Raw genomic sequence first — 21,109 nt, 5'->3', positions numbered from 1 at the left:
ATGCCTCAGCGGCGGCCGGCTACCACCAGACGTCCCGGTGGGCCTCATCGACCACCTCGATCAGGCGGGTGACCGACGGAGCTTGGAGATCGTCGAAACGCAGCGGGCGGCCGTCGCGGTGGGCGCGGACGGTTCCGAGGGCCAGGTCGGCGAACTGGGCGGCCACCGTTTCCAGGCCGAGAGCGCCGTCGGCCTGGTACCACTGGGTGACCAGTGTGGTCGAGCGCATCAGCGCGATCCGCGCCAATGACGCCGACCCGAAGGTGAAGACGCCCTCCGCCTGCCCGCGGGTGAGGACGTCGGTCCACAGACGGTTCGTCCGTGCGCGCTGGCGGCTGATCGATGGATGGTCGGACCAGTCGTGCGCGTGCAGTTCCTGCTGCAGCAACTGGCCCATCTGCGGATGTTTGATGGGGACGATGACCTGGACGCCGATGAGGGCGGCGAGCCGTTCCTCCGGCCGGTCGACGATGGCACAGGCGTTCTGCAGCGCTTGGCCGTGCCGGCTGAGCCCTTCCAGCACGAGATCGGTCAGGGCCTCGTCCTTGGAGCTCAGATAGTGGTAGAGCATCGAGGTGCTCACGCCGGCGTGCGCGCCGATCTCGCGGATCCCGGTCGCGTAGAACCCTTTTCGCGAGAACAGCTCCAGCGCCGCCCGTGACAGCCGGACGTTGACGGGCGTGCCGTCCGCGGCCCGGCGGCCGCGCCGCCCCTGCCCCGGCTTGTCGGCGTCTCCGCTCATCCGGCCCTCCGCGGTGGGTCATCTCGTTATCGATCGATCGGTCGATCGAACGGTTGCCGCAGAACGTACCTATTGATCGATCGATCGGTCAATACTTGGGGCGAGTCTGTGAGTGTCGAATTTCAGGCCGGTCATCGGCTCGTCAATCGACGCGGACCGGCGATCGGCTATGCGTAATGGCGGAGGATGGCCTGCGCGGCGCAGGCGGGTTTGTCGGAGCCTTCGATCTCCACGGTGAAGGCGAGCCGCATCTCGACACCGTCGCCGCGAACGTCATCGACGGACTCCACCGTGCCGTGCAGGCGGATCTTGGCGCCCACCCTCACCGGCTGCGGAAAACGGACCTTGTCCAGGCCGTAGTTGATGCTCATCGAGACGCCGTCGATGGTCAGCAGCTCGGTGAAGAGAGGAATGATCAGGGACAGCGTCAGGTAGCCGTGGGCGATCGTGGCCCCGAACGGGCCGGTGGCGGCACGCTCGGCATCGGTGTGGATCCACTGATGGTCGTCGGTGGCGTCGGCGAAGGTGTTCACCCGTTCCTGGGTGATCTCCAGCCAGTCGGTACGGCCCAGGTCGGTCCCGGCGAGAGCCTTGATCTCGTCGAGGCCGGTGACGGTGCGTGAGGCGGTCATGGCGGGTCTCCTTCACGAAGGGGTACCGAACTTCTCTCGAATTCGGGACTTTATGAGCTTTCCGGCGCCGGTGCGGGGCAGAGCGTCGGTGAGGACGAGTGATTTAGGGATCTTGTAGCGCGCCAGACGTCCTTCGAGGGAGGCGAGAATGTCCTCGGCGCTCGCCGTGGCGTCGGACGCGAGAACGACGACGGCGCGGGGTACCTCGCCCCAGCTTTCGTCCCGGACACCGATGACGGCGCAGTCACCGACGGCCGGATGTTCGTAGAGCAGGTTCTCGATCTCGGCCGGGTAGATGTTCTCGCCGCCTGAAATGATCATGTCTTTGGCGCGGTCGACGATGGTGACGTACCCGTCGTCATCGGTGCGGGCGATGTCTCCGGAACGGAACCAGCCGTCGTGGAGGGCCGCGGCCGTCTCGTCGGGGAGGTTCCAGTAACCGCTCATGACGTTCGGGCCCTCCACGAGCAGTTCGCCGCGCGAGGAGTCGTGGCCGGCGGGGTCGACGATGCGGACGTCGTCGAAGAAGTGCGGAAGGCCGGCACTGCCGGACTTGTCGAGGGCGTGCTCGGCGTCGAGCAGGCACACGCCGGGGGACGCCTCGGTCATGCCGTAGCCCTGGATGAAATCCAGTCCGCGCCGCCGGTAGGTCCGGATCAGTGTTTCCGGCACCGGAGCGCCACCGCACAGCATCATCCGTACCGACGACAGGTCGGCCTCGGCGAACCGTGGCTCCGCGGCGATCTGCTGGAACATGGCCGGCACGCCGAACATCACCGTGACGCGGAGCCGCTCGACCAGGTCGAGGGTGCGGGCCGGGGAGAACGACTCCTCGAGCACGAGGGTGCCGCCTTTGAGCACGGTGGGCAGGCACGTCATGTTCAGCGCGGCCGTGTGGAACAGCGGCGCGGACAGCAGTGCCACGTCACCGGCGGCGAACTCCCCGTCGACCAGGGTGTTGACGCTGTTCCAGACGAGGTTGCCGTGGGTGAGCACGGCGCCTTTGGCGCGCCCCGTCGTGCCGGAGGTGTACATGATCATGGCGGTGTCGGCGTGCGTCACGCGGATGTCGATGGGCGTCGAGGGACAGGCGGCGAGCGCCTGGTCGAGGCCGGTGTCCACGGTGACGCGGCGCGGAACGTCGCTGGTGACCGCGAACGCTTCGAAGGCCGGGGTGTGCACCAGCACGCTCGCCCCGGAGTCCGTCAGGCAGTGCCGCAGCTCCGGCTCGGCGAGCCGGGTGTTGAGCGGCACGAAGATGGCTCCGAGCTGGCCGGCGGCGAACAGGGTCTCCAGGAACGAGGGATGGTTCGGGCCGAGGAAGGCGACCCGGTCGCCGGGCCGCACGCCGAGGTGGCGCAGGTGGTGGGCCAGGCGCGTGGTGCGATCGTGCAGTTCGGCGTAGGTGAGCTGGACGCCCTCGTGGATGACGGCGGGGCGGTGGGGGGTTCTGCGGGCGCGTCGCGCGGTCCAGGATCCGATGCCGTGGTTGCGCATACCGGGCCGTGCCTTTCGGATGGGTCGGGGGGTCAGCCGGAAGTGAGGCCGAGGAGGCGGAGCGCGTTGTCCTTGAGGATGAGCGGCCGTACGTCGGGCTTGATGTCGATCTTCTCGAAGTCGCTCAGCCAGCGGTCCGGGGTGATGACCGGGTAGTCCGAGCCGAAGAGCACTTTGTCCTTGAGCAGCGTGTTGGCGTAGCGGACGAGCTGCGGCGGGAAGTACTTCGGCGACCATCCGGACAGGTCGATGAACACGTTCGGCTTGTGCGTCGCCACGGCCAGCGCCTCGTCCTGCCACGGGAAGGACGGGTGCGCCAGGATGATCCGCAGATCGGGGAAGTCGGTCGCCACGTCGTCGACCAGCAGGGGATTGGAGTACTTCAGGCGGATGCCTCCTCCGCCCGGCACGCCCGCGCCGATGCCGGTCTGTCCGGTGTGGAAGAGGGCGGGCACACCGAGTTCCGCGATGGCCTCGTACAGCGGGTAGGCCATGGGATCGTCGGGTGCGAACGCCTGGAGGCTGGGATGGAACTTGAAGCCTCGTACGCCGTACTCCTCCACCAGCCGGTGCGCCTGGCGTACCGCTGCCCGGCCTCGCCACGGGTCGAGTGACGCGAAGGGGATGAGCGCGTCCGCGTGGGCGGCGCAGTCCTCGGCGATCTCCTCGTTCGGGATGGGCGGGTGGCCCAGGGCGTGCTCGGCGTCGACGGTGAAGACGACCGCCGCCATGTGGCGGCGTCGGTAGTAGTCGGCCATCTCGTCGATCGTGGGCTGCCGGTGACCCTGCGCGGCGAAGTACTTCTCCGACGCGGCCATGAGCTCCGGGGGCAGGGAGGGATGGCCGGTACGGGACACCTCCGCGTGCGTGTGCACGTCGATCGCGGTCAGCTGCGCCACGTCCATGGTGGCCATGTCAGTTCCCCGTCGATTGGGGTGCGGGGATGCCGAAGGACTCGGGCTGCGCACCGACGCCTTCGGTCCAGGCGGCGGCGATCTCATCGGCGTTCCAGCCGCCGTCCCGCAGCTCCACCTTCTTCTCCTGCGGGTGGGTCCACAGCGCCAGCCGGTCCCCGCCGACACCGATCGCCTGGCCGGTGATGGCGGCCGATGCGTCGGAGGCGAGGAAGGTGACGAGGCCGGTGACGTCCTCGACGGTGCCGATGCCCTCGTCCTTGCGCATCCAGCCCGGCAGGGGTTCGCCGGTGCGTTCGGCCTCCGCGATGGCCGGCGCGAACGCCGGGATCGTCTTGGTCATCTCGGTGGCGGCCACGGGGACGACGGCGTTCACCGTGATCCCGGCTCGGGCCAGTTCCAGGGCCCAGGTGCGCGCCATGGCCACGATGCCGGCCTTGGCCGCCGCGTAGTTGGTCTGCCCGAAGTTCCCGCGCTGGCCGGCCGGCGATCCGATCACGATGATGCGCCCGCCCTCGCCCTGCTCCCGCATCCGCGTCGCGGCGGCCCGGGCACAGGTGAAGGTGCCGCGCAGATGGACGCGGACGACGTCGTCGAAGTCCTCGTCGGTCATCTTCCACAGGACCCTGTCGCGCAGGATGCCGGCGTTGGTCACCAGGACGTCGAGCCGGCCGAAGTGCTCCACTGCCGTGGAGACCAGGTTCTCGGCCGTGGGGGTGTCGCCGACCGCGGCGGTCACTCCGAACGCCCGGCCGCCCGCCGACCGTACGCTCTCCACCGCGGCGTCGACCGCCTGGCGGTCCACGTCGTTGACCACGACGGACGCCCCGGCCGCGGCGAGTGCGCGGGAGTAGGCGAGCCCGAGGCCGCGGCCGCTGCCCGTGACGACGGCCACCTTTCCGGTCAGGTCCACTGGAGCCACCCTTCATCGACAGGATTCCTGGCTATGGGGGGCCAGTCTGCTGACCGACAGGAATCCTGTCAATGGGGTAGGGTGAATCCGATGTCACGCCAGGGTGTGCGGTGCACGAGCGAAGGGGAGGGTGTCGTGGCGGAAGCGGCCGCGCGGCCGGCCGGGAGAGGCGCGAAGGCGGCCCCTTCGCTGCTGTACCTGGTCAAGCGCACCGAACTCGCCGTACGGGCGCGCCTCGACGAAGTGCTCAAGCCGTCGGGGCTGACCGCCCTGCAGTACACCGCGCTGACCGTGCTGGAGCGGCATGACGGGCTCACCGCCGCTCAACTCGCCCGCGACTCCTTCGTCACCGCACAGTCCATGGCCGACATGGTCCGCGCGCTGGAGAGCCGGGGCCACGTCGTCCGGCGTCCCAACCCGGCCAACCGGCGGGAGCTTCTCATCGCGCTGACCGACCTCGGGCATCGGCTCCTCGCCGACTATGAGGAGTCGGTACGCGGCATCGAGCGACGCATGACCGACGGCCTCACCGACGACGACGCCGCCCGGCTGCGCCTCGCCCTCGATCATGCGTGGCGCCGGCTGTCCTGACGCGGGCCGGTCCTCGCCTCAGTGCGGAGGGGAGCTCGACAGGGCGCCGCGACAGGCGGCCACGTAGCGACGCAGGTCGTCGGCCTCGTCCGCGGTGAGCGGTGACAGCATCCGCGCCTCCACGGCGTCCACGTCCGCGCGTACGTGATCGAGTAGCTCCCGGCCCTCGGCGGTGAGCCGCAGCACCCGCCGCCGCCGGTCACGCGGGTCGGGGTGTCGCAGGACGAGACCGCGGCCCTCGAGAACACCGACCATGTCGGCGGCGCTCTGGTCGGTCACGAACGCGTTGCGGGCGAGCTCGGCCGTGCTGAGGTCCGACCGGCGCTCCAGAACCGTCAACGCCGTGTACTGCAACGGCGTGATGGACACCGGACGCAGCACCTCATCCAGCCGGGAGCGTACGGCCAGCTCCAGCTGCTTGACCAGATAGAGCAGGGACGGCCGCGCCCTGGCGCGGACGTCGCCGGAGGCGGCGGGGTCGGTCACCTGCCCATCTTCCCCGATCGCGGCGGCATCGGGAAAAGCCAGGAAACCTGTACATCAATAGTGATACGTGACACAGTCTCACGTTGGCAGCATCCGGGTTCCCCCCTTCCTGGAGACGCAATGAGCGAACGCAGTGAGCGAATGAAAGAGCACGCGCACCTGGTCTCTCCTCCGACGAAGGAGGGCTCATGAGCGAACGCAGTGAGCGAATAAGAGAACACGCGCACCTGGTCGCTCCCCCGACGAAGGAGGGCTCATGAGCGAACGTAGTGAGCGAATAAAAGAACACGCGCACCTGGTCGCTCCCCCGACGAAGGAGGGCTCATGAGCGATCTCACCGCCGCACCGGCCGGCCGGCACGCGATCACCACCCCCTCCCTCACCCCCGGCACCCGCGCCGCCACCGCCCTCGCGGTGCTGGTGGCGCAGGTCGGGCTCGCCATCCCCGCCGTCCTCAACGGCCTGTTCCAGCAGGACCTGCACACCACCTCGGCGCAGCTCACCTGGATCTCCGACGCCTTCCTCGTACCGGTGACCCTGCTGGAGCTGAGTTTCGGCGCCCTCGGCGACCTCTTCGGCCGCAAGCGCCTGCTGATCGGCGGCAGCCTGCTCATGGCCGTCGGTGAGCTGATCAGCGTGCTCACCCCGTCGGCCGGCACCTCGAACACCGCGGCCATCGCCACACTCTGGACGGGGCAGGCGCTGACCGGCATCGGCGCCGCGGTCCTCTTCCCCACCTCGCTGGCGATGGTGGCCGCGGGAACGCACACGGCGAAGGACCGGGCGCGCGGCATCGCGGTCTGGTCCGCCGCGCTGTCGTCCGGAGGGTTGGTGTCCCCGCTCCTGGGCGGGCTGGTCACCAAGATGTCCTGGGGCGACGACCCGACGGCGACCTGGCGCTGGGCGTTCGTCGCGGTCTTCCTCCTCGCCCTGGTGAGCGCGGCCGTCGCCGTGACCGCCAAGAACTCCTCCGCACCCGAGGGCCGCTCACTCGACTGGCCGGGCCAGATCACCGTCGCCGTCTCGTTGTTCGCGCTCCTGTTCGCCGTCATCCAGGGCGCCACGAGCGGGTGGTCGAGCCCGTGGGTGATCGGCGGGTTCGTCGTCGCCGTCGTCTTCTTCGCCGCGTTCATCGCCGCCGAGCGGCGATCGCCCGCTCCGTTGCTGCGGCTGAGCCTGTTCGAGAACCGGGCCTTCGCGGTGAGCTCCCTCGTGACCGTACTGGGCATGTTCGCCTTCCTGGGCACCGCGTACTCCACCAGCATCCGGCTGGCGGCGATCCAGGAGTTCTCGCCTCTGGAGACGGCCATCGCGTTCGTCCTGTTGCAGGGCTTCGCACTGGTGCTCATGCCGGTCACCGCGAAGACGATTCACTCCTACAATCCGCGCTGGGCGCTGGGCGCCGGCTTCCTGCTGATCGCCGCCGGGGACTTCTGGATCGCCACGCAGTCGGCCACCGACCGGTCCCTGTGGCCGATCGTCGCGCCGCTGGTCCTGGTCGGCGTCGGATTCGCGTTCGCGCTCTCCGGCGTGACCGCCGTCGCGGTCAACACCGTGCCCAACCACCTCGCGGGCATGGCCTCGGGCACGACCAGCCAACTGCGCGACTTCGGCTTCACGCTCGGGCCCGCGGTCATCGGTGCGATCGCCTTGAGCGCGGCCGCCTCCGAGATCCAGCACAAACTGCGTGACAGTTCCGCGCTTCAGGCGGCGATGGAGAAGTTCAGCGCGGGCGCCCCGCCCGAGGCCGTCGGCGCGGTGAACTCCGGCCCGCTCGGCGCCAACGCCGTCGCGGGCAACCCGATCCAGAACGTCGCCTTCCACGCCCTCGACCACGCGTACGCGATCGGCTACGTCGTCTGCGGCGTCTCCGCGCTCGTCGCCGCGGTACTGGCCGCGGCGGGAATGCTCGGCGGCGCGGCGCGCCGGCCCCTGGTCACCGAGGAGTCGCTCAACGACTGACCCCTCCCGCGACCAGTTTTCTTCTCGCCGGCCGTCTTACCTGACGAAGAGTCGATGAAGGTACGACGGAGGAGACGACCATGCTGCTGGTCACTGGGGTGACGGGGTTGAACGGTTCCGCGGTGGTGCGTGAGCTGGCGCGTGAGGGGGTCGCCGTACGGGCGATGGTGCGGGACCTCGCCAAGGCGCGTGGAGCCGAGGTGCCGTCCACGGTCGAAGTGGTCGAAGGTGACATGCTGCGCCCGCGGACGCTCGGGCCCGCGCTGGACGGGGTGGAGCGCGTCCTGCTGATCTCCGCGGCGAACGAACGGCTCGTGGAGGCGCAGACCGGCTTCATCGACGCCGCCAAGGCGGCCGGCGTCGAGCACGTCGTCAAGTTCTCGGGACGCGCCTGCGACCCCGAGTCGGGTTTCCGGTTCGCCCGGATGCACGCTGAGATCGAGCGGTATCTGCGGGCGTCCGGGATGCACTGGACGATGCTGCGCCCCAGCGCGTTCATGCAGGTGTACTTCCGGGAGGTGCCGTCGATGACCGGCGACGGCGTCCTGTCCCTGCCGATGGGCGACGCCTCGATCGCGCCCGTCGACGTCGCGGACATCGCGAAGGTCGCCGCCGCCCTGCTCCAGGGGAAAGGTGAGGCCGACCGCCGTTACGAGATGACGGGGCCGGAGTCGCTTACCCTGGACGAGATCGCCGGCACCGTCTCCTCGGTCATCGGCAGGCCGGTGCGCTACGTCGACGCCGACCCCGTCGCGCAACGGGAGGCGCTGCTGGCGGCCGGGCTGGCCCCGTTCTTCGCCGACGCCCTGGACGAACTGTTCGCCGAGCGCCGCAAGGGCGGTGATGAGGCGCGCGTGGAGCTGTCCACCCATGAGGCGTTCGGCGTGCGTCCGACGACGTTCGCGGAGTTCGTCCGCAAGCATGCGGCGGTCTTCCGGGGCGAAGCGCGGCCGGCCAACCTGTGGGCGGCGGGCTGGCTGCCGTCCGACCGGTGAACGAGGTCGACCGGGGCGCGTTGGAGGAGCAGTTCACGCTGCTGAGGCCCGAGATCACCCGGCACTGCTACCGCATGCTGGGGTCGCCGTTCGACGCCGACGACGCTGTCCAGGAGACGATGTTGCGCGCCTGGCGGGGGATCGGCGATGTCCGGCACCGCGAGTCACTGAGGTCCTGGCTCTACGTGATCGCGACGCATGTGTGCCTGGATCAGTTGCGCCAGGCCCGGCGCCGGGCGTTGCCGATGGACCTGACCGAACCGGCGCCCGGCCCCGGCCCGCTCGGGACGGTCCGCCCGGCCGGCACCTGGGTCGAGCCGCTGCCGGACCTCTGGGCGCTGCCCGCCGATCTCGACCCGGCCGAGATCACCGTGGAGCGCGAGTCGATCCGGCTCGCGTTCGTCGCGGCACTGCAGCGGCTGACCCCGATGCAGCGCGCCGTGCTGCTGCTGCGCGAGGTCATCGGCTGGCGCGCACGCGAAGTCGCCGACCTTCTCGGCGTGACCGAGAACGCGGTGAACGCGCTGCTGCGGCGTGGCCGCGCGGCCATGCCGTCGCCCCGCCCGGCCCCGTCCGAGACGGACCTGGACGGTGAGCGGCGCGCCCTGCTCGGCCGTTACATCAGCGCGTTCGAGCGGTTCGACATCACGGCGCTGGTACGGCTGCTCCACGACGACGCGACCCTGTCGATGCCGCCGTACGCGCTCTGGTTGCGCGGCGCCCCTGCGGTGGTGTCCTGGCTCAGGTCGCGGGAGGAGGTCTGCCGTGGGGGTGCGCTGGTTCCCGTCCAGGTCAACGGCGGCGTGGGCGTGGCGCAGTACCGGCGCGACGACTTCGGCCTGCGCGCGTTCGCCCTTCAGGTCGTCGAGACCTCGGCCGGACGCGTCACCGGCCTGCACGTGTTCCTGCTCCCCGAACTGTTCCCGCTCTTCGGCCTCACCGAAAGGATTCCCGACCAGAAAGCACACGGATAGGCGCGGCGGAAGAGGCGGGCGAGCAGCTGATCGACCGGAGCAGCGGGCGGCGACTGTTGCGGACACGCATGAACATCGTCGGGTTCGACACGTACGCACGGCCATCGACAAAGACGGCTCTCCTGGCCGCGACCGGGTGCGTGACCGAGGGAGTGCAGGGCTCACGCTGCACCAAGCCGCGACTCTTCGCGGTTAACTGGTGATCACGAAGATGAGATGGCTGGAGTCGACCGCTCCGGTTTGCGTTTGAGCGCGGTCGAACTTCTAACGTCATGGATGTGCCGGCGCGGAGCCGGCCGACCACGGCGAAGGATCAAGGAGTCAGGATGACCCGCGAAGAGAAGTACGAGCACGGCCTCAACGTTCTGCGGCAGATCGACGGCGAGGCCGGGCAGAAGGTCGTCGACTCGCTCGCCGACATCTCGCCCGAGCTCGCCCACCAGGTCGTCGCCTGGGGATTCGGCGAGATCTACGCCCGCCCCGGCCTGGCCCCGCGCGACCGGCAACTGGTGACGCTCGGCATCCTCACCGCGCTCGGCGGAGCGGAGCCGCAACTCGAAGTGCATATCAACGCCGCGCTCAACGTCGGCCTGACGGCGCAGGAGATCGTCGAGGCGCTGCTCCACTCGGCCGGCTACTGCGGCTTCCCCCGGGCCCTGAACGCGACGTTCGTCGCCAAGAAGGTGTTCGCCGAACGTGGCCTGCTCCCCGTCGAGATGTGAACTCGCGGCGGCACCGCCGTTCCGCGGCTCGTGTCTCGCCGGTTCGGCCCTTGGCCAGGCATCGGCGAGCCGTACGACGGCCCGGTCACGCAGCCGTTCGAGCTACGCCAGTAACGCCTTGATCTGGGCCTCGTCCAGCAGGTCGCGCGAGCTCGCCTCACCCGCGACGAACTCGGCCGAGGCGTTACCGCCGGGCGGTGGGACGTTGCCGTTGACCAGGAGGTAGGAGAGCAGACCCGCGATCTCCTCGCCGTCCAGGCGGTGATCGATGCCAGGTACGGTCAGCGGTGCCTCGGAGATCAGGGCCGGGCAGGCGGCGATGGCGTCCTGTCCGTGGATCGCGCAACCAGAGGTCGGGGAGGAGCCCGTCGGCGGTGGGTTCGGCACCGGCGGCGTCGCCGCGCACCAGGCCGAGAACCGCTCCAGTTCCCGCCGCGCGGTGGCCGCGCCGAGCGCGTAGGCGCGCTCGCCGGTGGTGGACCGGTTGAGCGGGCCGTCCAGGACCATTGCCCGGATCCGGCGTGGGGAAAGTGCCGCATGGTGCTGCCCGACAGCACCGGCGCCGACGAACGTCAGCACGCTGATCCGCTCTTGTCCCAGCACCGCCCGCACCGCGTCCCGATCACGCGCTTGGGCGTCCACATCGAGGTGGCGGACCAAGGCGCCGCTGTTCGCGCGGCAGCCGGCGTACAGTGCCCGGTTGTCCTTGACCAGATCGGCGTACTCGGCATTACTGCGAGGGAACATGTCTACCGGACCGTGGCCTTACCGCAGTCCAGCGCGGTCGTGTCGGCCCGGCCGCCGGATGTGCGGCCGACGCCATTCGAGACCTCATTGTCGAATCGCGCCTCGGCGTGACGCGTCAGGGTAGGCGCGACCTCAACGTTGCCTGATCATGCCCGTCGCCCTGAGATAATGCCGTTCCCGCTGGAAGACCGGCGTCCGGCCGGCCGTGCGACGTCGATTGTTTTGCGTTCGTACTCCCTGTGGGTATATCGAGGTACTACCGCGCGATGACGCTTTCTCCATCGTCGAATCCGTAGAGTTCTCGACCTGGGCGCGGCGCTTTGGCCGCCGGATCTCGCAAAGGGTGACATGCGACTCGTGAAATCCCCCAGAACAGCGGAGCTGGCGGCGGTCGAGCGGACGCTGCGCGCCGCGGCGTCCGGGCAGGGCGGTGCGCTCCTCATTCGCGGTGAGGCGGGCATCGGCAAGACGGAGTTGATCGGACGGGTACTGGACAGGGCGGAGGGGCTGCGGCGACTCCGCACCGTCGGAAGGGAGTTCGACACCGAGCTCCCGTTCACCGCGCTGCACGAGCTCTGCCAGCCGCTGCTTCCCTACCTGGAGACGCTGCCCGGCCCGCAGCGGGCCGCCGTGGAAGTGGCCTTCGCACTGCGGGACGGCACGACGCCGGACCGCTTCCGGCTCTCTGTCGCCGTGCTCGGCCTGCTGTCGGCCGCCGCCGAGGAGCAGCCGATCGTCTGCGCGGTCGATGACGCGCAGTGGCTCGATCCCGCCTCGGCACAGGTCCTGGCGTTCGTCGCGCGGCGCGTCGAGCACGATCCGGTCGCGTTCCTGTTCGCGGTCCGGGAGCCCGGAGTGCCCGCCCTGCTCGACGGGCTGCCCGAGCTCAGCCTCACCGGGCTCGGCAAGGAGGACGCGCTCGCGCTGCTGACCTCCCGGCTGCGTACGCCGCTGGACGAGCGGGTTCGTGACCAGATCATCGCCGAGGCGCGCGGCAACCCCCTGGCCCTGCTCGAACTGCCGCGGAGCGTGGGCACCGCGGAGCTGGCCGGCGGCTTCGGTCTGCCCAACGCGCTCCCGGTGCCCGCGCGTATCGAAGCCGGGTACCGCGAGCGTCTGGCCACTCTGCCCGAGGACACCCGGCGGCTGCTCCTGCTGGCGGCGGCCGAGCCCCTCGGCGATCCGGTGTTGCTGTGGCGGGCGGCCGAGGAGATGGACATCCCATCGGAGGCCGCCGACCCGGCCGCGGCCGCCGGCCTGCTGGACATCGGCGTCCGCGTGCGGTTCCGGCATCCGCTGGTCCGGTCGGCGATCTACCGGGCGGCAGCACCGGAGGATCGCCGCACCGCGCACCGCGTGCTGGCCGGCATCACCGACCCGCTCGTGGACCCGGACCGCCGGGCGTGGCACCGTGGCCAGTCGGTGCTTCTGCCCGATGAGGGCATCGCGGCCGAACTGGAACGCGCGGCCGAACGGGCGTCCGCCCGCGGTGGCATCGCCGCCGCGGCCGGGTTCCTCGAACGCGCCACGGTCCTGACCCCCGATCCGGCCCGCCGGGCCGAACGCGCCTTCGAAGCGGCTGACCGCAAGCACTGGGCCGGGGACAACGAAGCCGCGGCCGGCCTCCTGGCCACCGCCAAGGCGGGCCCGAACGACGAACGGCAGCAGGTGCTGATCGAACTGCTGGCCGCGAGGATGTCGATCGGCGCCGGACCCGGGACCAAGGATCCGACCGCGGCGCTCGACGGGGCGCAGAGGCTGAAGGCGTACGACCGGGAGAGGGCCCACGGGGTCTTCACCGCCGGGTTCGTCACGGCGATGCGCGCCGGCCGCCTCGGACGTCCGGGGCTGTTGGCCGACACCGCACGTCAGCTGGCGACGACACTGGAGGAGCCGTCCGGCGAGTACCCGAAACTGCGGAACCTCTTGCTGAGGGCACTGATCAGCCGAGAGACCGAGGGGTACGCGAAGGCCGTTCCGTCATTGCGGGAGGCGGTCGGCGCCTATCTGTCCGCGAGCGAGCAGGGGGATCATTACCTCCACTGGGCCACGCTGGCCGCCGCGACGGCGATGGACCTGTGGCAGCACGACGACTGGCGCACGCTGTGCGAACGTCAGGTGCTGCTCATCCACCGCACGGGCACACTCCTCGCACTGCCGAGCGCGTTGCACTATCTCGCCTACGCGCACATCCTCGCCGGTGAGTTCCAGGACGCCGAGGCACTGGTCGCGCAGGCCTTCACGTTCGATCCCAGCGGGAACCCCAGCGGCCCGCCGTTCGGAGATCTGCTGCTCCGGGCCTGGCGCGGTGACGAGGAGGGGACCGCCGCCTTGGCCGAACGGGTGACCGACTCGGCGCGAAAGAGCGGCGAGGGTCACGGCCTGTCGGTGGTCGACGGCGCGAACGCCGTGCTCTTCAACGGCATCGGCCGGTACGACGCCGCCTATGAGGCGGCCGCCGAGGTCTGCCAGTACGACGAGGTCGGATTCCTCTCCTTCATCCCGCACGAACTCGTGGAGGCCGCCGCGCGCAGTGGGCGGCATCGGCTCGCCAAGCCGGTGCTGGAGAGGTTCGCCGAGCGAACCGACACGAGCGGCACCGACCTGGCGATCGGCCTGCAGCTGTACGCGCGTGCCCTACTCGCCGACGACACGTCCGCCGAGGATCTCTACCGGGAGGCGATCGACCGGCTGTCCCGTACGAGCGCCACGGTCTACCTCGCCCGCGCCCATCTGATCTACGGGGAGTGGCTGCGCCGTACGGCCAGACGCGGTGACGCCCGGGCCCAGCTGCGCATCGCCTACGAGAAGCTGTCCGGGATGGGCGCCGCCGGCTTCGCCGGACGTGCCGCCCGTGAACTGTCCGCCTGCGGTGAGCGCCCGCACCGGCCCGCCGCTTCACCGCGCGACCTGCTCACCCCGCAGGAGCTCCAGATCGCCCGCCTCGTCGCCGGCGGCGCGACCTCCAAGGAGGCCGCCGCACAGCTGTTCCTGAGCCCCCGCACGGTCCACGCCCACCTGCGCAACATCTTCAAGAAACTCGGGATCACCTCCCGCCTGCAACTGCGCGACCTGCGGCTGGACTCGCCTGAGGGCTCTCGCCAGGCTCAGGACCCGCATCCCGGGGACGGCCCGGAGGGATCCGACGATCTTCGTGAGCCGGAGCATCCGGACGACGGCGTCGTCGGCGAAGCCGAGCCCGAGAACCGGAGCGATCCCGGTCGCCTCTGAGTGACTGCTCGCACGCGAAGGTCCGGCGGCACCGGCTAGGCAATGCCGACAGCGTGAAATAGGCAACGTTGCCGATATCCCCCGCCGACCTGGCGAAGCCACACTCGATCCATGCCTGCCCCACGGCTCGGCGAGCATGCAGCGCACCGGCGGTTCCGTCCCGCTGCCGAAGACCGACGGGCGGGACGAGAACCGTGCGGGCACGCGACCGGCCGGGAGCCGACCGCCCGCCCCCGTACGGCCTCTGACGACCTCTTCTGTGTGAAAGGCGGCCTGCCATGGCGAATCCACCATCGGTGACCGTGGGCGGAGTGACGTATCACGTCACCCCCGAGTACCTGGCCAACGCGGCGTCGGACACGAGCAACACGGCGGAACAGATCCGCACGCAACTGGCCGAGCTCAAGACCTACGTCAACAGCCTCGAAGAGGTCTGGAGGGGCATCGCGCACAACCGCTTCACGGCGCTGATGGCCGAGTACGACATCCTCGCGAACATGCTGCACGACGCGCTGGCGGGCATTGCCGGCGGACTGCACGGCAACTACGTCAACTACCGCGACTCCGAGCAGCAGAACATCACCAACCTGCAGAACATCGAGGCGGGCATGCCGGGCGGCCACACCGTCGTGGCCAACCTGAGCTGACGACGTCCCCACGGAACCGAGGAGAGCGGAACATGGCCGATATCGACGGCAGTGACATCTACGTCGGCGAGGGGCTGGGGGCCGCCGGCGGCGTGATCAACGCGCGCGCCGGTCAGATCGCCGGTGAGCTGGAGGCCTTGAAGAGCAAGCTCGCGCCCCTGCAGGACGCGTGGAACAAGAGCCAGGCGGCGGACTATTACCAGGGCCTGCAGCAGGAGTGGAACATCGCCGCCGAGGGACTCTTCGGCCCGGAGGGGGTCCTGGGAGAGATAGCCCAGGCCATGAACGTCAACTGGGGCAACTACACCGACGCGGAGTGGGCGAACATCCAGACCTGGAAGCACTGACCACGGCCGCGGATCCGATGAAATCGAGAAGGCGAGGTTCCTCCGGTGGCCGATGAACGGTGCCGGATCACCGTCGTAGGCGAGCGCAGGAGCGTCGACCTGGCGGTGCCGGCCCACACACCGATCGTGGAGTACGTCCCGATGCTGGCCGACATTTGCGGGCAGGCGGACTCGGACGCGATGCCTGCGGCCTGGTCGCTCGCGCCGGCCGGGGGTGCTCCGTTCGAACCGGGCCAGTCGCTCGGCGACGTCGGCGTAATGGACGGCGAGACGCTGTACCTGCAGGACGTGCTCCAGGGCGAGTTCGACGGCCCGGTCGCCGCCGAAATCGCCGAGCAGGTCGCCGAACTCGACGATGACGGCATCGAGTGGAACGCCCGGACGCGGGCGTACACCACGCTCGCTCTCGGGCTTCTGGTCGCGATGGCCGGGGGCGGCACGCTCGGCGCCGGAGCGTACGGCGTGCCCGCGTTCGGAGGGGAGTTGTTCGCGACCGGCCTGGCCTTCGCGGCGCTCGCCCGGCTGGCAGAGGCGAAGGCGTGGCCGGTGCCCAGAGGGCTGCGGCTGGCCTTGGCCATGGCCGCCTGTCCGTTCCTGGCGTTCGCGGCCCTGGCGTTGCCGTTGCCGGGCGCGGCGTCCCTGGCCGCGGCCACGGGAGGCGCGTCCGTCGGAGCGTTCGCGGCCTATCTGGCCGCGCCGGCGATCACCACGCTGGTGCTGCAGCTGATCTGCGGGCTGGTGATGGTGCCGGCGGTCGCGCTCACGGCCTTGGGCGCCGATCGGACCGAGTCCGCAGCGGTGGTCGCGGTGGCGGCGTTCTTCCTTCTCGGCGCGCTGCCGAGGATCGCGGCGCAGGCGGCGGCGGTGCCGCCCGGCCCCGCGCAGATGGATGACGTCGAGGTCACGGTACGGCGGATCCAACGGCTGCTGATCTTTCTGAACGCGGTGTGCTGCCTGGCGGTGGCCGGCTGCCTGGTGGTGCTGAGCGGTTCCGGTGACTGGTTCGCGCTCGGGCTCGTGCTGTGCCTGAGCCTGGCACTGCTGTGCCGCGCGAACTCGTCACGGCTACGCGCGGTCGTCGCCACCGTCCTGGCCGGCGCCACGACCGGTCTGACGGCACTCGCGCTGCGGGCGTCCGGTCACGTTCTCGGGCCGCACGGTCACCTGACCGCTGCGCACGTCCCCGGTTGGTCGGCTCCGCTTGTGACGCTCGCGGCCGGATTCCTGGTGATGTGGTGGGGGCTGTTGCTGTGCTTTCGCAGCTCCCTCCAGAGTGCCGACTTCGCCGAGCGGTGGAGCTGGCCGGGACCGGTCGGCGGCTTCCTGGGCGCGCTGAGCGTGCCGCTGGCCGCCGGCGTGTTCGGCGTCTTCGACGTGCTCATGAAGGCCGGCGGACGGATGTGACGCGGTGCTGACGAAAAGGCTTTCGCGGGAGCGGGTGGCGCCCGGCTGGGGAGCGCACAGCACGATCGGCGCCGCCGTGCGCGCCGCCGCCGAGGGCACCGTCGTCTCGGTGCACCCGGGTGACTACAAAGAGAGCCTCGTCCTGGACCGGAACGTCACCGTCGTCGCGGAGAAGGGGCCGGGCACGGTACGGATCACCGCGTCCCACGGTTCCGCCGTCACCGTGCACGGCGGCCAGGTCGTCCTCCGCGACCTGACCATCGCGTCCGCCGCCCCGTCCGACGCGGCGATCCTCATCCGCGGCGGAACGCCGGCGCTGCACGGATGCGAGATCACCGGCCGGGTCGAGGTCACCGGTGACGCCGTGGCCACGCTCAGGGACTGCGACGTGCATGGCGCCGGCGGGGCGGCGATCAGCCTGACCGGGACGAGCCGGACGGTGCTGGAGAACTGCACCGTGCGGTCCACCGGCGGCGACGGCGTCACGGCCGACGACGAGGCCCGCGTCGAATGCACCGGAACCCTCATCGAGGACGCCGGGCACCGCGGCGCGCACCTGGCCGGGGCCGCCCGCGGCCGGTTCACCCGTTGCGAGGTGCGCGGCACCGGCGCCGCCGCCGTCCACGCCGAGGGCCGGTCCGCGCTGGTGTTGCGCGACTGCCGCCTGTACGACACGGGCGCCCAGGGCCTGCGCCTGAGCGGTACGGCCGGGCGGCGCGCGCCCGCCGCCGACGGCCGTGAGCGCCCGCGCGACGCCGCGTCGGCCGAGGAACCCGACACGTCCCGGTCGCACGCGATCCTGCTCGGCCGGTGCGAGATCTTCCGCACGGCGGGTGCGGGCGTGCTCGCCGAGGACGAGGCGGCGGCGGTCCTCGACGCCTGCCACGTCCACGACACACGGCAGGCGGGGATCCTCGTCAGCGGGACCGGCGACCTGGAGCTGGACGCCGTTCGCGTCGTCGATGTCGCCGACAGCGGACTCGCGGTGACCGGCGGCGCCACCGTCCGCGTACGGCGGGGGGTGATCGCCCGTACCGCGGCCAACGGCCTGTACGCGGCAGGCGAGGCGGACATCGCGCTGTCCGACCATGAGTTCCACGACACCACGTACACGGCCGTCCACCTCGCCGGCGGGGCGCGTGCCGCGCTGACCGAATGCCGGATCCGCGACACTCCCGAGTACGCCGTCCGGGTTTGCGAGCGAGCCGAGGCGACTCTGGAGGAGACGCGGATCCAGGACGTCGGGATGACCGGCGTGTTGGTGGAGGGCGGTGACGCGGTGCTGCGCGGCTGCCGGGTCTCACGCGCGCAGACCGCGCTCGACCTGCGGACGACCCACCGGCCGTTCGTGGCCGACTGCGAGATCGGCGACATCGCCGAGATCGGGATTCAGGTCGGCCCCGGCGGGGGAGCCGTCATCGAGGGCACACGCATCGAGCGCACCGGGTCGACGGGCGTTTTCCTGGACACCGGCAGCGTCGTGCGGATCGACGGCTGCACGATGACGGACGTGAACGGCACCGGCCTGTACGCCGGGGCCGGGTCCCGGCCGCGCGTGCGCGACCTGACCGTCGATCGGCCCGCTCGCAACGGCGTGTTCGTGGCGGAGAAGGCGGCGGGTCTGTTCGAGGACTGCCGGATATCCGGCGCCGGGTATCCGGCGATCTACGTGGAGGCCGAGGCGGTCCCGCTGCTGCGCCGCTGTTTCGTGTCCGGCGGTGACCACGACCTGGTGGTGTGCGACGGGGCGGAGCCCGTCATCGAGGACTGCGGGTCGGACGGCGTCCGTGACGCCGTCCTGCCGCAGGGCGGTGGCGCCACGACGTCCGCGCGTACGGCCACGGCCGTCCGCCGATCGGCGAAGGGCGGCGGCTCCGGAACCGCGATCGAGAATGAGCCGGCCAAGGTGCCCGAGGAGCGGCTCGCGGAGTTGCGCGCGGAGCTGGACCGGCTGGTCGGCCTGGACGGCGTCAAACATGACGTCATCGGCCTGACCAAGCTGATGCGGATGGTGAAGGTGCGCCAGGAGGCGGGGCTTCCGCCGCCGCCGTTGTCGCGGCATCTGGTCTTCGCCGGGAACCCGGGCACGGGCAAGACGACGGTCGCACGGTTGTACGGCGGGTTCCTGCACGCGCTCGGTCTGCTGGAGCGCGGTCATCTGGTGGAGGCCGGCCGGAGTGACCTGGTGGGCGAGTACGTCGGGCACACGGCGCCCAAGACGCAGGCGGTGTTCCGCCGGGCGCTGGGCGGGGTGCTGTTCATCGACGAGGCCTACTCGCTGGTCCCGCATGGGCAGAGCAACGACTTCGGCCAGGAGGTGATCTCCACGCTGGTGAAACTGATGGAGGACCACCGCGACGAGGTCGTGGTGATCGTCGCCGGCTATCCGGGGGAGATGCGGCGCCTCCTGGCATCCAACGCGGGGCTGGGCTCCCGGTTCACCCGCACCCTGACGTTCGAGGACTACGACTCCGCGGAGCTCGTGCGGATCGTGCGGTACCACGCCGACCAGCACGAGTACGAGTGCCCCAAGGAGACCGTCGAGGCGCTGCACCGGTTCTTCGAAGAACTTCCCCGGGGTGAGCAGTTCGGCAACGGCCGCACCGCCCGGCAGGTCTTCCAGCTGATGACCGAACGCCACGCCCTGCGGATCTCCGACGACCTCACCGCCGAAGATCCCGGCGATCTGACGAATCTGCTCCCGGAAGATCTGCCATCGGTCCAGGCGGTCTGAGGACCGACCCCGGAGATCGGCCATCGAACAGGAGGAACCGTGAGCGATCCGATCACCTCGCAATACGACCAACACCCCTTCGACCCGAACGACCACAGCCACGACAACGACCCCCCGCCGAACCTGGGGAACACCGATTCCCCTGAACTCAAGGTCGCCTGGGACAAGCGCCCGTCCTTCAACGCGGCGCCGAAGGACATCAAGGAGGGGAATGGCGGCAATGCGGAGACCAAGGACGCCGGCGGCGACGCGCAGGATTTCTCGGTCAACTTCGGAACACTCGGCACTCAGGTCACGTCGATGCTGAACCAGGCCAAGAGCCTGGTGACCCAGTACGAAAGCCTGCGCACGCATGTCCTGGCTTCGGAGGGGTCCGTTTTCGGGCAGAACTCCATGCTGCCGGGTACGAAAGGCATCTACGACTCGTGGTCCCATACGTGGACCGCCGGTGACGACACCCCGTCACCCACGGTCTTCGCGGAGCCGGCGAAGGAGTTCGCCGCGAAGATGAATCCCGCTCAGGAGAAGGGGCTGCAGGGGATTGGCGCCGCGCTCGAGCTCGTCGGCGAATACATCGCGCTCGTGAACCACTCGGGCCAGGTCTACTCCGCCGCCGACCGGCAATCGCTGTTCCCTGCGCCGCCGTCCAAGGGGGTCACCGGCTGACGCGTCGGTGACACCGCATCGAATCGCCCGGACTCGGGCCCGGATCGTTCAGACCATCGGATGAAGGAGAACATCGTGGCGGATGCCGGCGAAGGGGGACAGGCCCCGAGCGGCACCGAATTCGGGGTCGCTCTACAGGCGTTGTCGAACGCCATTGCCACCGTCCGGCGGGAGCGGGACAACATCTCCGGAACGCTCGATCAGATCGAATTGAAGACGCGGAATCTGAGCGCCTACTGGTCGGGCCCCGCCTACGACTCGATCGATCCGATAACCACGTGGTACACCAACGCGACGACCGATCTGATGGGAATTCTCGAGGAGATCATCACCCGGATGCAGAAGTCCTACGACAATTACCGTAACGCCGAGTCGCAGAACGCGGCGAATGTGACACCGGTCTGACCCGCGCATCTGAACCAGGAGACCTCAACAATGTCCACCGCCGACTACGACCATGTCAAAGGTATCGCGATCGGCCCGTGGGGGATCAACGACACGGCGAAGACACTTCACGATCTGTCGCAGAACGTCGCGGATTCCGTCGGCCGGATCGGCACCACCCTGCAGTCGCTGGTACTCAACGACTGGATGGGCAAGACCCAGCAGGAAGCGGATGATTTCAACACCCGATGGGCCGCGGTCATGGGAGAGGTCTTCGGCGGCCACGACAAGCCGAATGACGGCGTGCTGAACGCCTTGGCCAGCGGAATCGGCATCGCCGGGAACAACTACGACAAGGCCGAGTTCGGCCTCGTCGATGTCTGGAATCGATTCTCCGGCAAGTTCGGCGACGGCAAGAGCGACGATCCGCCGTCGAAGAATGCGCCACCGGACGAGTTGGACACGAACAAGACCGCCATCACGGCCGACTACCCCTCGCACAAGTCCTGATCGCGGCCGGC

The 21,109-nt window shown here is 70.0% G+C and carries 20 protein-coding genes; 13 read left to right on the top strand and 7 right to left on the bottom strand.

Annotation, left to right across the window (positions count from 1 at the left end; all coding sequences use genetic code 11):
* Window positions 1-19: 19 nt before the first annotated feature.
* From ACQEV1_RS36325 to ACQEV1_RS36305, 5 genes are all read right to left on the bottom strand, one after another.
* Window positions 20-742 (bottom strand): TetR/AcrR family transcriptional regulator, encoded by a 723-nt coding sequence (locus ACQEV1_RS36325; protein WP_285632378.1) that lies wholly within the window; start codon window positions 740-742, stop codon window positions 20-22.
* Between the two features lie 167 nt (window positions 743-909).
* The gene (locus ACQEV1_RS36320) at window positions 910-1,374 is read right to left on the bottom strand and encodes a MaoC family dehydratase (protein ID WP_285632381.1); all 465 of its coding nucleotides are present in this window, start codon (window positions 1,372-1,374) and stop codon (window positions 910-912) included.
* 12 nt (window positions 1,375-1,386) lie between these two features.
* Entirely contained in the window at window positions 1,387-2,871 is a 1,485-nt protein-coding gene (locus tag ACQEV1_RS36315) for an acyl-CoA synthetase (protein ID WP_285632384.1), read from the bottom strand.
* A gap of 32 nt (window positions 2,872-2,903) precedes the next feature.
* Complete coding sequence (locus ACQEV1_RS36310) at window positions 2,904-3,785, bottom strand: amidohydrolase family protein (protein ID WP_433400281.1); 882 nt, start codon at window positions 3,783-3,785, stop codon at window positions 2,904-2,906.
* A gap of 1 nt (window position 3,786) precedes the next feature.
* On the bottom strand, window positions 3,787-4,698 hold the full coding sequence (locus tag ACQEV1_RS36305; RefSeq protein ID WP_433400278.1) for an SDR family NAD(P)-dependent oxidoreductase: 912 nt from the start codon (window positions 4,696-4,698) through the stop codon (window positions 3,787-3,789).
* Window positions 4,699-4,833: 135 nt separating this feature from the next.
* Between ACQEV1_RS36305 and ACQEV1_RS36300 the strand changes: the two genes are divergently transcribed.
* Window positions 4,834-5,289, top strand: a complete 456-nt coding sequence (locus tag ACQEV1_RS36300; protein WP_433400275.1) for a MarR family winged helix-turn-helix transcriptional regulator — start codon at window positions 4,834-4,836, stop codon at window positions 5,287-5,289.
* Between the two features lie 18 nt (window positions 5,290-5,307).
* Here the strand turns inward: ACQEV1_RS36300 and ACQEV1_RS36295 are convergent, their stop codons facing one another.
* Window positions 5,308-5,775, bottom strand: a complete 468-nt coding sequence (locus ACQEV1_RS36295) for a MarR family winged helix-turn-helix transcriptional regulator (RefSeq protein WP_433400272.1) — start codon at window positions 5,773-5,775, stop codon at window positions 5,308-5,310.
* Window positions 5,776-6,099: 324 nt separating this feature from the next.
* On the opposite strand from ACQEV1_RS36295, the gene ACQEV1_RS36290 reads away from it, so the two are divergent.
* The 4 genes from ACQEV1_RS36290 (at window position 6,100) to ACQEV1_RS36275 (ending at window position 10,428) form a co-directional block, all read left to right on the top strand.
* Entirely contained in the window at window positions 6,100-7,737 is a 1,638-nt protein-coding gene (locus tag ACQEV1_RS36290) for an MFS transporter (protein WP_433400269.1), read from the top strand.
* Window positions 7,738-7,817: 80 nt separating this feature from the next.
* Window positions 7,818-8,732, top strand: a complete 915-nt coding sequence (locus tag ACQEV1_RS36285; RefSeq protein ID WP_433400266.1) for an SDR family oxidoreductase — start codon at window positions 7,818-7,820, stop codon at window positions 8,730-8,732.
* Window positions 8,729-9,706, top strand: coding sequence for an RNA polymerase subunit sigma-70 (locus ACQEV1_RS36280; protein ID WP_433400263.1), 978 nt, complete (start codon window positions 8,729-8,731; stop codon window positions 9,704-9,706). Before ACQEV1_RS36285 ends, ACQEV1_RS36280 begins: the two co-directional genes overlap by 4 nt.
* A 326-nt stretch (window positions 9,707-10,032) precedes the next feature.
* Window positions 10,033-10,428, top strand: coding sequence for a carboxymuconolactone decarboxylase family protein (locus tag ACQEV1_RS36275; RefSeq protein ID WP_285632405.1), 396 nt, complete (start codon window positions 10,033-10,035; stop codon window positions 10,426-10,428).
* 102 nt (window positions 10,429-10,530) lie between these two features.
* On the opposite strand, the gene ACQEV1_RS36270 is transcribed toward ACQEV1_RS36275, so the two are convergent.
* Window positions 10,531-11,175, bottom strand: coding sequence for a hypothetical protein (locus ACQEV1_RS36270; RefSeq protein WP_433400260.1), 645 nt, complete (start codon window positions 11,173-11,175; stop codon window positions 10,531-10,533).
* A 348-nt stretch (window positions 11,176-11,523) separates the two neighbouring features.
* Between ACQEV1_RS36270 and ACQEV1_RS36265 the strand changes: the two genes are divergently transcribed.
* The 8 genes from ACQEV1_RS36265 to ACQEV1_RS36230 all read left to right on the top strand — a co-directional run bounded on the left by ACQEV1_RS36265 (window position 11,524) and on the right by ACQEV1_RS36230 (window position 21,098).
* On the top strand, window positions 11,524-14,406 hold the full coding sequence (locus ACQEV1_RS36265) for an ATP-binding protein (RefSeq protein WP_433400257.1): 2,883 nt from the start codon (window positions 11,524-11,526) through the stop codon (window positions 14,404-14,406).
* Window positions 14,407-14,684: 278 nt separating this feature from the next.
* On the top strand, window positions 14,685-15,053 hold the full coding sequence (locus ACQEV1_RS36260) for a WXG100 family type VII secretion target (RefSeq protein WP_433400254.1): 369 nt from the start codon (window positions 14,685-14,687) through the stop codon (window positions 15,051-15,053).
* Between the two features lie 32 nt (window positions 15,054-15,085).
* Window positions 15,086-15,400 (top strand): WXG100 family type VII secretion target, encoded by a 315-nt coding sequence (locus ACQEV1_RS36255; RefSeq protein ID WP_285632414.1) that lies wholly within the window; start codon window positions 15,086-15,088, stop codon window positions 15,398-15,400.
* Between the two features lie 45 nt (window positions 15,401-15,445).
* On the top strand, window positions 15,446-16,804 hold the full coding sequence (locus ACQEV1_RS36250) for an EsaB/YukD family protein (RefSeq protein ID WP_433400250.1): 1,359 nt from the start codon (window positions 15,446-15,448) through the stop codon (window positions 16,802-16,804).
* Window positions 16,805-16,808: 4 nt separating this feature from the next.
* A complete protein-coding gene (locus ACQEV1_RS36245) occupies window positions 16,809-19,538 on the top strand; it encodes a right-handed parallel beta-helix repeat-containing protein (protein ID WP_433400247.1) in 2,730 nt (909 codons plus the stop codon).
* 39 nt (window positions 19,539-19,577) lie between these two features.
* A complete protein-coding gene (locus ACQEV1_RS36240; protein ID WP_433400244.1) occupies window positions 19,578-20,204 on the top strand; it encodes a hypothetical protein in 627 nt (208 codons plus the stop codon).
* Window positions 20,205-20,264: 60 nt separating this feature from the next.
* Entirely contained in the window at window positions 20,265-20,609 is a 345-nt protein-coding gene (locus ACQEV1_RS36235) for a WXG100 family type VII secretion target (RefSeq protein WP_433400241.1), read from the top strand.
* Window positions 20,610-20,639: 30 nt separating this feature from the next.
* Window positions 20,640-21,098 (top strand): hypothetical protein, encoded by a 459-nt coding sequence (locus ACQEV1_RS36230; protein ID WP_433400238.1) that lies wholly within the window; start codon window positions 20,640-20,642, stop codon window positions 21,096-21,098.
* The last annotated feature ends 11 nt before the right edge of the window (window positions 21,099-21,109 follow it).

Source organism: Actinoallomurus sp. CA-142502 (assembly GCF_050936355.1).
In the GTDB taxonomy this organism is placed as follows: domain Bacteria; phylum Actinomycetota; class Actinomycetes; order Streptosporangiales; family Streptosporangiaceae; genus Actinoallomurus; species Actinoallomurus iriomotensis.
The sequence above is the reverse complement of the archived record's forward strand: the minus strand, read 5'-3'. Positions and strand labels throughout refer to the sequence as shown.

Excerpts from the sequence above, each read along its gene's own strand:
- ACQEV1_RS36285 (WP_433400266.1), top strand. The coding sequence starts at position 7,818 with ATGCTGCTGGTCACTGGGGTGACGGGGTTGAACGGTTCCGCGGTGGTG.
- ACQEV1_RS36230 (WP_433400238.1), top strand. The coding sequence starts at position 20,640 with ATGTCCACCGCCGACTACGACCATGTCAAAGGTATCGCGATCGGCCCG.
- ACQEV1_RS36235 (WP_433400241.1), top strand. The coding sequence starts at position 20,265 with ATGAAGGAGAACATCGTGGCGGATGCCGGCGAAGGGGGACAGGCCCCG.
- ACQEV1_RS36260 (WP_433400254.1), top strand. The coding sequence starts at position 14,685 with ATGGCGAATCCACCATCGGTGACCGTGGGCGGAGTGACGTATCACGTC.
- ACQEV1_RS36315 (WP_285632384.1), bottom strand. The coding sequence starts at position 2,871 with ATGCGCAACCACGGCATCGGATCCTGGACCGCGCGACGCGCCCGCAGA.
- ACQEV1_RS36290 (WP_433400269.1), top strand. The coding sequence starts at position 6,100 with ATGAGCGATCTCACCGCCGCACCGGCCGGCCGGCACGCGATCACCACC.
- ACQEV1_RS36320 (WP_285632381.1), bottom strand. The coding sequence starts at position 1,374 with ATGACCGCCTCACGCACCGTCACCGGCCTCGACGAGATCAAGGCTCTC.
- ACQEV1_RS36255 (WP_285632414.1), top strand. The coding sequence starts at position 15,086 with ATGGCCGATATCGACGGCAGTGACATCTACGTCGGCGAGGGGCTGGGG.
- ACQEV1_RS36275 (WP_285632405.1), top strand. The coding sequence starts at position 10,033 with ATGACCCGCGAAGAGAAGTACGAGCACGGCCTCAACGTTCTGCGGCAG.
- ACQEV1_RS36310 (WP_433400281.1), bottom strand. The coding sequence starts at position 3,785 with ATGGCCACCATGGACGTGGCGCAGCTGACCGCGATCGACGTGCACACG.
- ACQEV1_RS36265 (WP_433400257.1), top strand. The coding sequence starts at position 11,524 with ATGCGACTCGTGAAATCCCCCAGAACAGCGGAGCTGGCGGCGGTCGAG.
- ACQEV1_RS36325 (WP_285632378.1), bottom strand. The coding sequence starts at position 742 with ATGAGCGGAGACGCCGACAAGCCGGGGCAGGGGCGGCGCGGCCGCCGG.
- ACQEV1_RS36270 (WP_433400260.1), bottom strand. The coding sequence starts at position 11,175 with ATGTTCCCTCGCAGTAATGCCGAGTACGCCGATCTGGTCAAGGACAAC.